Source organism: Alloprevotella sp. OH1205_COT-284 (assembly GCF_003859795.1).
In the GTDB taxonomy this organism is placed as follows: Bacteria; Bacteroidota; Bacteroidia; order Bacteroidales; family Bacteroidaceae; genus Alloprevotella.
In genome coordinates this window covers 71,315-80,179 of record NZ_RQYI01000008.1, presented here as the reverse complement: position 1 = coordinate 80,179, position 8,865 = coordinate 71,315, and the positions used below count along the sequence as shown (strand labels likewise).

Annotated in this window: 9 protein-coding genes; 6 read left to right on the top strand and 3 right to left on the bottom strand. The window is 51.7% G+C overall.

Annotated elements, in window-relative coordinates:
* The 3 genes from EII14_RS03820 to EII14_RS09590 form a co-directional block, all read left to right on the top strand.
* Positions 1 to 181, top strand: a 181-nt coding sequence (locus EII14_RS03820) for a transposase (RefSeq protein WP_148090606.1), incomplete at its 5' end; no start/stop codon positions are given.
* Positions 182 to 188: 7 nt separating this feature from the next.
* Positions 189 to 626, top strand: a complete 438-nt coding sequence (locus EII14_RS09445) for a transposase (protein WP_124931237.1) — start codon at positions 189 to 191, stop codon at positions 624 to 626.
* The gene (locus EII14_RS09590) at positions 623 to 859 is read left to right on the top strand and encodes a transposase (RefSeq protein ID WP_370241839.1); all 237 of its coding nucleotides are present in this window, start codon (positions 623 to 625) and stop codon (positions 857 to 859) included. Before EII14_RS09445 ends, EII14_RS09590 begins: the two co-directional genes overlap by 4 nt.
* A gap of 217 nt (positions 860 to 1,076) precedes the next feature.
* On the opposite strand, the gene EII14_RS03805 is transcribed toward EII14_RS09590, so the two are convergent.
* A complete protein-coding gene (locus EII14_RS03805) occupies positions 1,077 to 1,874 on the bottom strand; it encodes a hypothetical protein (protein WP_124931236.1) in 798 nt (265 codons plus the stop codon).
* Positions 1,875 to 2,828: 954 nt separating this feature from the next.
* Positions 2,829 to 2,963, bottom strand: a complete 135-nt coding sequence (locus EII14_RS09585) for a hypothetical protein (RefSeq protein ID WP_255422091.1) — start codon at positions 2,961 to 2,963, stop codon at positions 2,829 to 2,831.
* A gap of 67 nt (positions 2,964 to 3,030) precedes the next feature.
* Between EII14_RS09585 and EII14_RS03800 the strand changes: the two genes are divergently transcribed.
* The 3 genes from EII14_RS03800 (at position 3,031) to EII14_RS03790 (ending at position 7,321) form a co-directional block, all read left to right on the top strand.
* Entirely contained in the window at positions 3,031 to 4,362 is a 1,332-nt protein-coding gene (locus EII14_RS03800; RefSeq protein ID WP_158608316.1) for a VapE domain-containing protein, read from the top strand.
* 148 nt (positions 4,363 to 4,510) lie between these two features.
* Positions 4,511 to 5,605 carry an energy transducer TonB gene (locus EII14_RS03795; protein WP_158608315.1) on the top strand — a complete coding sequence of 365 codons (1,095 nt, stop codon included), beginning with the start codon at positions 4,511 to 4,513 and terminating at the stop codon, positions 5,603 to 5,605.
* 75 nt (positions 5,606 to 5,680) lie between these two features.
* Positions 5,681 to 7,321 carry a fumarate hydratase gene (locus tag EII14_RS03790; RefSeq protein WP_124931233.1) on the top strand — a complete coding sequence of 547 codons (1,641 nt, stop codon included), beginning with the start codon at positions 5,681 to 5,683 and terminating at the stop codon, positions 7,319 to 7,321.
* Positions 7,322 to 7,667: 346 nt separating this feature from the next.
* Here the strand turns inward: EII14_RS03790 and EII14_RS03785 are convergent, their stop codons facing one another.
* Positions 7,668 to 8,660, bottom strand: a complete 993-nt coding sequence (locus EII14_RS03785; protein ID WP_124931232.1) for a malate dehydrogenase — start codon at positions 8,658 to 8,660, stop codon at positions 7,668 to 7,670.
* Positions 8,661 to 8,865 lie beyond the last annotated feature (205 nt).

The window sequence follows — 8,865 nt, the reverse complement described above, 5'->3', positions numbered from 1 at the left end:
CCGCCTTTCTTTCATGCGGTTTTTGGGATTGTCTTTGGAGGACAGCGTTCCCGACAGCACCACGATATGCCGCTTCCGCAATGCCTTGGTTTCGGGTGGTCTTAATGATCAACTCTTGTTTGAAGTCAATCGTCAATTGGAGGCAGCAGGGGTGATAATCAAGTCGAGGGGGTATTGTTGATGCGAGTGTGACCGACAGCCCTCGTCGCCCTCGTGGTCGCAAGAGCCATACGATGGTGGATGACCGCAATGAAGAGGTGGGCTATAAAGAGGCTGAGGCCGCCCATTTTGAAGAATGTACACATTCGAACGTCGATGGGGAGGCGCGTTGGTTGAAGAAAGGCGGACAATCTCATTACGGCTGCAAACGTCATACGGCCACGGATGAAAACGGTTTGATTTTGGCCGAAGTCACCACACCGGCCAACCAAAGCGACATCAAGAATTTGAACAGCTCTTTGGATAAGCTCGATTTACCGCAAGATACGCTTGTATTGACAGATAAAGGTTATCGTTCGGCAGAGAATGAGGCTTATTTGAAGGGGCGAAAACTCAGATCGGGGCTTATGCATCGTGCCCAAAAGGATAAACCTTTGAATTCCCCGAGAAAACCCTTAATCGTCTGATCAGCAGTTCTCGTTATGTAGTCGAACGTACTTTTGGCTTTATCAAGCGTTGGTTTAGTGGCGGAACTGCCCATTATGTAGATTTGAGCAAGATGCATATGCAACACACTTTGGAGGCTATTGCCTACAATTTATACCGTTCTCCGGGGATTATTGTGTCAGATTTTCTTCCAATTGCTCTGAAGTTGCAGAAGAGAGAAAGCTTAATATGTCTTCAAAAAGCTTGCTCATGATATTTACAGAAGTATAAATATAATACTTGTTGATGCGAAGATACCACTTTAATTCCAATTATGACAATATTGAGCACTAAAAACGAACATACAAGTAATATTTTATCGCGAGTTTATCAAAACGCTTCTCAATTTCCTTCAAAAACTCCCCCTCTCTTGTTGCGATCATCGAAACAAAAAAGGGGAGTACGAAAAGAAAATAGGGAAAACACTTGATTTATGCCGATGTCGATTCAGACCTCAATGTTTCGATATATCCTTTTCCGGAGAGATAAAACTGAATATAAATAATGGCTCCGGAAGTCAGCCATCCGAATATGGGAATGAATGAAAAAGCAAGATCAACAATGATGGCTACGACGATATTCACCACAAAGCCAACTATGATATTTCCAAAATGAAGTTGAGTATCGGCTTTTTTACACAGGGCAGAATACATGTGCCAAAGCACCCCGATATAAAGCAGCAATTCAAAGCCCAACATCGGAAGAAAGGCGACAAAGGCCGCAAGAGTTGCATGTCGAGAAACGATTTTGGCAATTTCTTTTTCAAACATTTTATTGCCCCAAGTTTGAACGAGATATTTGTCTATCATCATTGCAGGTATTAGTTGTTGAATACTACTATTTTTCGATAAGCCACGACGAACAGCCTTCCCCCTCCGAAAGTCATCCCCACCGATCGTTTGTTGCAACGGCGGCAAAGAGTGCGAAAAAAGAGGGGGGCACACATTCGCACGATCAATAGGTGCAAATATAACTATTTCGCAATTAACCACAATGAATATTAAAAAGTTTTTTTTACGCCGTCCGACAAACTTGAAGGAAGAAGCCGATAGACCGATTTGAGGCCGCGCAAGACGATATATACACAGCCGGAAGCGGCAACGCCGTTTCAACACCCCACAACAGGACAACAACAAGGGCGGACGGAAAGTTTTGCTCTTCTGCCCACTTGAAGAGGAACGCCGAAGGCTTGCCGGTTGGGCCGTATCTTTTCTGTCATCTGTCATCATGGTGAAAAAGAGGGGGCAGAAAGGCATTTTCCACCCCGTTTTTTTGTTTTTGCCGTTTTGCCTTCGCAAAACCACCTATCCCATTGATTTTCTGCATATTCCTTGCGAAGGCAAGTGAAGGCAAAGCAAAATCGAAAATCACAGCACACTGGAAATCAAGACTTAACGGTGAAGGCAAAACACCCCGTTCCTTTCACCTGCCTCCGCCACAACGGCGGTTTGAAAGGCCATTTTCGAGGTGGTGAAAGCAAAAAATCGTCATAAACCGAAGACTTTCAAGGGGTTGCAGTCCCGGCTTTTGTTTTGCCTTCACTTGCCTTCGCTCATAAGCAGATGAAATTCAGCATTTTGCAAACAAATGCGAAGGCAGTGAAAGCAAAATGTAATGACAAGGGTATGCGCGCGTGCGCGAAGGCGGTTTCTTTTTCTGAAAAACGGCGGCGCGTCGAGGCGTCACTACATGGGAGGGCGGCGCGACGAAGTGCCGAGTAGATTTGTCTACCTCTTAGGGAGGAGAGCCGAACCGAGAGGAAAACAAAACCGAGGCGGTGCAGGGTAAAGATATATGACACCGACGAACCGGGGATTTTGCGAGAGGAAAATCGGGGCAAACAAATCGAACTGCTTATTTTCGGGAATATGGTTCGGATAAAACCGCCGCAACGCTGCACATTCAGCCAAACATCGCATTGGACGATCAGATAACGACATCTTTCAACCGGTTTGTTTTGAGAGGTTTGCAAAGGTTTCCGAATGCGGAGGGGAAAAGGGCGGCTTTCATTTTGACAACGACTTGAAGAAGGAGCGAGGCAGGGAGTTGATTGATAAAAAACATTATTTTATCATAAAAACAAGGATCAGCTGTCCGATTTGAGGGTAAAATTTTACCTATATAGACAGAGGCACCGCTTCCGATACACGAAAGGGAGCGGAGCCGATATTGAGTTTACGGTTTTAATTGCTTGTTTTCATGTAGACATTGAGAAGACACGGATATTGGATTTGCTTTTGTTTTTCGTCGGCAGGCAGAAGGAGTGTGGCGGCGGCACGACCGACAGCCAACGGCAGCATGGCGGAAAAGAATAGCAAAGATGATGCCTCAAAAAGCAATCGACGACCTACGAAAAACTATTGTTTAACTTTTCAACACTTACCGATGTATCGACTACTTTATTTTTGTGTGTTTCGACTCATGGCATGGTTGCCGGATATGGGCATGCGTTTGCAAAGGCTTTTGTCGTTTTCGATTGAAAAAAACGGCGCGGAAAAGAACGAAAAAAGCCTTGAAAAGAGCGGGCAGACGGGCGAACAGCCTTCGGAAAACGGGACGGCGGCCGCTCGCCCTCAAAAGCACACCGATCTGCACGGACGGCTGCTCAGACATCTCGAAAAGCACTACGAACTGCGCTTCAATCTCCTCACCGAATCTCCGGAATTTCGCCGCGCAGGAAGCGACGAACCGTTTGAGAGCATAGACCGACGAAACTTCAACTCGCTCACGATAGAAGCGGTGGACAAGGGGATCGGGGTGTGGAGCATGGACATGGAGCGGCTGCTGCACTCCGACCGGTTGCCGGCCTATCATCCGCTGACCGACTACATGGAGCGGCTGCCCGAATGGGACGGCCGGGATCGGGTGGAGGAGCTGTCGCTCCGCATTGCCCGCGGAGGCGTTTGGCGCGAGGGTTTCGGCGTGTGGTTGCGCGCCATGGCCGCGCAGTGGATGGGTCGGCAGCTCGTGGCGGCCAATGCGCTCGTGCCGCTGCTGGTGAGCCGCGAACAGGGCATGCGCAAAAGCACTTTCTGCCGAATGCTCATGCCGCCCGAACTGGCCGACTACTACACCGACCACCCCAACCTCACGGCCGTAGGGAACGTGGAACTGCAACTGGCCAAACTCGGACTGATCAACCTCGACGAGTTCGACCGCTATACCCCACGGCAAAACGCCACGCTCAAAAACCTGCTGCAACTCTCGCGCATCTGTCGCCGCCGTGCCTACCGGCAACAGTTGCTCTCGCTTTCGCGAACGGCATCGTTTATTGCAACGAGCAACGAGCGCGAATTGCTGACCGACCTGACGGGATCGCGCCGCTTTCTCTGCATCGAGATCTCGAAGCCCGTCGATTGCACGCCCATTGACCACGCGCAACTCTTTGCACAACTTCGCGACGAGGTGGTGCGGGGAGAGCCGACCTATCTGACGCATGAACAGGAAACGAGATTGCAGATGCACAACGCAAAGTTTCGCGTGCCGTCGCCGGCGACAGAAGTGTTTTGGGAACATTTCCGGCTGCCCCAATCGGGCGAACGAGTGAGGCTGCTCACGGCGACGGAGATTTTCGTGAAACTGCAACGCGCCTATCCCGCCGCACTGCGCGGCATGAATGCGTCCCGATTTGGCAGAACGCTGCGCAGCATGGGGTTGCGGACCGTGCATCAACACCGCGGCAACTGCTATCGGGTGGTGGAGAAAGAGAAGGACTGACAGGGCGGGGCGGGAGGGCAAGGGGCGGAATGTGGAGCGTTTCTTGTTTTTTAGTCGAAAAAAGGTGGGCGTTTGCCATGAATTACTTACCTTTGTGCTCAAAATGAGGCGGTCGGCTCGCCCTCACGCCGAAGAACAAAAGAACGATATGACAAAAAACATTTTTGTGTGCTTTTTGGTCGCAACACTCGCGACTGCCTTTGCCGCTTGCGAGAGCAACGACAAGCCCCGAACGAACGGGGCATACACCTATCGCATTGCTCCCCGAAAGGAGTTGCCCCGAAACTACGTCGTGTTTGACATTGCCGAGGGCGACATTGCCCGATTTGAAGGCCGAATGCTGGGCAACGAACATGAATATCCGCAAGGCGACAACGTGTTTGACCCGGAGGTGGGCATGCACTTCGACTCGCTCCACCTCTCACGCTATGTGGAGAAAGACGGCACGGTGGTGGTGGGCTACGTGGCCGGCGACTGGAAAAGAGGGGTGAAACCGATCGACGGCATCCGCATTGCGCCCGACGGCACGGTGACGCCTTTTGACACGGCGGCGGTGAACCGCGTGGTGAAAGTGGTGAAAGGCCGCTTGTGCTACATGGGCTGTGCCACGCAGCGCGACGTGAAACGCCGGGGCGGACAGGGAGGAAGAATCGTGCAGACAAAAAACGTGATCGACACGCTCGGCATCTCCGCACATGTGTATCCGAACGGCGATATGTTTGTGGGAAAAATGGTGGGCGATCTGGGTGCGGAAACACCCGACTTCCTCGAAGGATTTTATGAAACGGCACTGGGAGAGGTGTATTACGTTCCGGAGGAACGCAAATACGTGGACGAATTAGTAAAAAAAGCCAACGCCGCCACACAGCCGGCGAAAGGTGCAAAGTGGGCATCGCTGCTCGAACGGGCGGAAGACCTTTCGCAACTCTACGGCGCGGTGGCCGAAAACTACGACACGCCGCCCACCCTCGACGGACAAGCGGCAGCAACGGCACCCCTTCGATTCGAACCCTACGCCACCGACGGAAAACCGGCAACCGAGCATTCGCTCACGGTGAGATTCCTTGTCAATGCCGACGGCACACCGACCGCCATTCAAGTGACCGACTGCAAAGACCCCGAAGCCATGGGGGCGGCAAGAGGACTGATCAGAAAACAAACGTTTCGACCGGCCACCAAAGGCGGAAAACCCGTGAAAGCGTGGGTGAAACGGACATTGCACTACAAAACCGCACAAGAATAAAGCAACACCACCGGCGCAACCGCCACGAACAACCGACGACATATTTCGACATACATATAACAATCTGAAAACAATATGGCACAAATTCCCGAATTTAAGTATGCTCCCATGTTTCAACTCGGAGAAGACAAAACCGAGTATTACCTCCTCACGAAAGACTATGTCAGCGTGAGCGAGTTTGAGGGACAACCCATTCTCAAAATCGAAGCGGAGGGCATCACGAAGATGATCAACCAGGCCTTTCGCGACGTGTCGTTTCTGCTGCGACGCAGCCACAACGAACAGGTGGCCAAAATCCTCAGCGACCCCGAAGCCTCCGACAACGACCGATATGTGGCGCTGACCTTCTTGCGCAACGCCGAGGTGTCGGCCAAAGGACAACTGCCCATCTGCCAAGACACGGGAACGGCCATCGTACACGCCGAAAAAGGACAACGCGTGTGGACGGGATTTGAAGACGAAGAGGCCATTGCGCTCGGCGTCTACAAAACCTATACGGAAGAGAACTTGCGCTATTCACAAAACGCACCGCTCAACATGTATGACGAGGTGAACACCCGATGCAACCTACCGGCGCAAATCGACATCGAAGCCACACACGGCGACGAATACCGCTTTCTCTGCGTGACAAAAGGCGGAGGATCGGCCAATAAGACGTATCTCTACCAAGAAACGAAAGCCATTCTCAACCCGGCAACGCTCGTGCCTTTCCTCGTGGGAAAAATGAAAACACTCGGCACGGCGGCCTGTCCGCCCTATCACATCGCCATCGTGATCGGCGGAACGAGTGCGGAGAAGAACCTCCTCACCGTGAAACTCGCCTCAACACACTACTACGACGAACTCCCGACAACGGGCGACGAAACGGGACGTGCTTTCCGCGACGTGGAACTGGAAGAGCAGTTGCTGCAAGAGTGCTACAAAATCGGACTGGGAGCGCAGTTTGGCGGAAAGTATTTCGCCCACGACATCCGCGTTGTCCGTCTGCCGCGCCACGGCGCATCGTGCCCCGTGGGATTGGGCGTGAGCTGCTCGGCCGACCGCAACATCAAGTGCAAAATCAACAAAGACGGCATCTGGATCGAAAAAATGGACGACAACCCCACGTCGCTCATACCCGAACATCTCCGACAAGCCGGAGAGGGCGACGCCGTGCAAATCGACCTCAACCGACCGATGCCCGAAATTCTCAAAGAACTCGACAAATATCCCGTGGCGACACGCCTCTCGCTAAACGGAACCATCATCGTGGGACGCGACATTGCACACGCCAAAATCAAAGAGCGGCTGGATGCCGGAGAGCCGATGCCCGAATATCTGAAAAATCACCCGATCTACTACGCCGGCCCCGCAAAAACACCGGCCGGAATGGCCTGCGGATCAATGGGACCGACCACGGCAGGACGCATGGACAGCTATGTGGACTATTTTCAATCGAAAGGCGGAGCGATGATCATGCTGGCGAAAGGCAACCGCTCGCAGCAGGTGACGGATGCCTGCCGAAAATACGGCGGCTTCTATCTCGGCTCCATCGGAGGCCCTGCCGCCATCTTGGCGCAAAACAACATCAAGGGCATAGAGTGCGTGGAATATCCCGAACTCGGCATGGAGGCGATTTGGAAAATCGAAGTGGAAAACTTCCCTGCCTTTATCCTCGTGGACAACAAAGGGAACGATTTCTTTCAACAAATCCAACCGACCTGCCCGATGAAATAAACCGAAAAGAAAACTTCGACAATAGGAGATGCGCCTCATCAAACAAGGGGCGCATCTCTCGTTAAGGAGCTATTAAAGAGCGTACGCCTGATGAAGGAATGAGCGTGTACCTCACAAAGAAGACTGCGCCCGACAAAAGGAAGGTAGCATCTCAACAATACAAAGAGTATGCCCTTCAACCGGTAAACGAGCACAAAAGAATTGCAGCCGCACGGCTCTCAGAGAGCGTTGTGCGGCTGCGTTTTGGCTTTCTCCGATGTCTGACAGACATCGGAGAAAGGCGCATCAAAAGGAGATGACACGACTATTCTTCGTAAGCGGTCTTAGTCGTATGAGGACAGACGGATCAGAGGTTGGGGTTGATGCTGCTCCATTCCGACACGGGGGGAACGATGTTGAGCGTCACGAGCTCGTCGCGCATCTTGCAAAGGTGCTCATAGCTGGCATCGAGGGCTGCAACTTCCTCGGGTGTTCCGACGGGCATCTTATAGGAGCAACCGTTGGCATCGAGCGTAGTATCCATGGCCATCATGATGTGAGCATACTTTTCGTTTTTCACATAAGTTCCGGCAGGATAGTTGAAAGGTGCTCCCCCCATGACGGCACGAATCATTTCGACCGAGAGATAAGAGGGGCTTTGGAAGGAAGAACGACCGCGGAGCTTAATAATGGCGGCACCGCCTTGGGTAACGGCTTTCTTCATGGCTTCCCATTCTTCTGTCGGGAATTCGGGAGTGCCGATGATGTCGGTGAGTTTGCGACCGGCAACTTCCACTGCACTGCCGAACACTGCCATTTGTTCGCCGTGACCGCCGTAGGTGGTGCAACCCTTGACTTGGTTTTGCATCACACCGAACTTCTTGGCGAGGGCACTTTGCAAACGAGTGGAGTCGAGACCGGCGAGAGTGGTCACTTGGCCGGGTTTAAGACCGGAATAGAGCAGCGTTACAAGACCGGTGAGATCGGCAGGGTTGAAGATGATCACCACATGCTTGACGTCGGGGCAGTAGGTTTTGATATTCTTACCGAGTTCTTCGGCGATTTTGCAGTTGCCGGCAAGAAGATCTTCGCGCGTCATGCCCTCTTTGCGAGGAGCTCCGCCGGAAGAGATGATGTATTTCGCGCCTTTGAAGGCTTCGGCCACGTCGGTGGTGGCGGTGATGTTGGCATCGTTAAATCCGCATTGACGCATCTCTTCGGCCACTCCTTCGGGAGAGAAAACGTCGTAAAGACAGATGTTGGAGGTCAGCCCCATCATGAGGGCGCTTTGTACCATGTTGGAGCCGATCATGCCGGCTGCACCTACGATAACGAGTTTTTCGTCAGTTAAAAATGCCATTGGAATTTGTATTTAGAAATGAATAAATGATAGCATCAAAAAACAGAGTTCCGAAACGCAAGAAAGACATCGAAAGGAAAAGGCGGAAACCACCGAAAACGGCGTTGAAAAGCCTCATGAAATCCGTGTCGTTTTTCGTTCATGCTTTCGAAGCAAAGATAAGCATTTACTTTTATAATCCGACTAAGCAAAACGGCATTTTTTT

Bases quoted from the DNA above. Each gene is read 5' to 3' on its own strand.
- EII14_RS03805 (WP_124931236.1), bottom strand. From the start codon at position 1,874: ATGATGACAGATGACAGAAAAGATACGGCCCAACCGGCAAGCCTTCGG.
- EII14_RS03800 (WP_158608316.1), top strand. From the start codon at position 3,031: ATGTATCGACTACTTTATTTTTGTGTGTTTCGACTCATGGCATGGTTG.
- EII14_RS03795 (WP_158608315.1), top strand. From the start codon at position 4,511: ATGACAAAAAACATTTTTGTGTGCTTTTTGGTCGCAACACTCGCGACT.
- EII14_RS03790 (WP_124931233.1), top strand. From the start codon at position 5,681: ATGGCACAAATTCCCGAATTTAAGTATGCTCCCATGTTTCAACTCGGA.
- EII14_RS03785 (WP_124931232.1), bottom strand. From the start codon at position 8,660: ATGGCATTTTTAACTGACGAAAAACTCGTTATCGTAGGTGCAGCCGGC.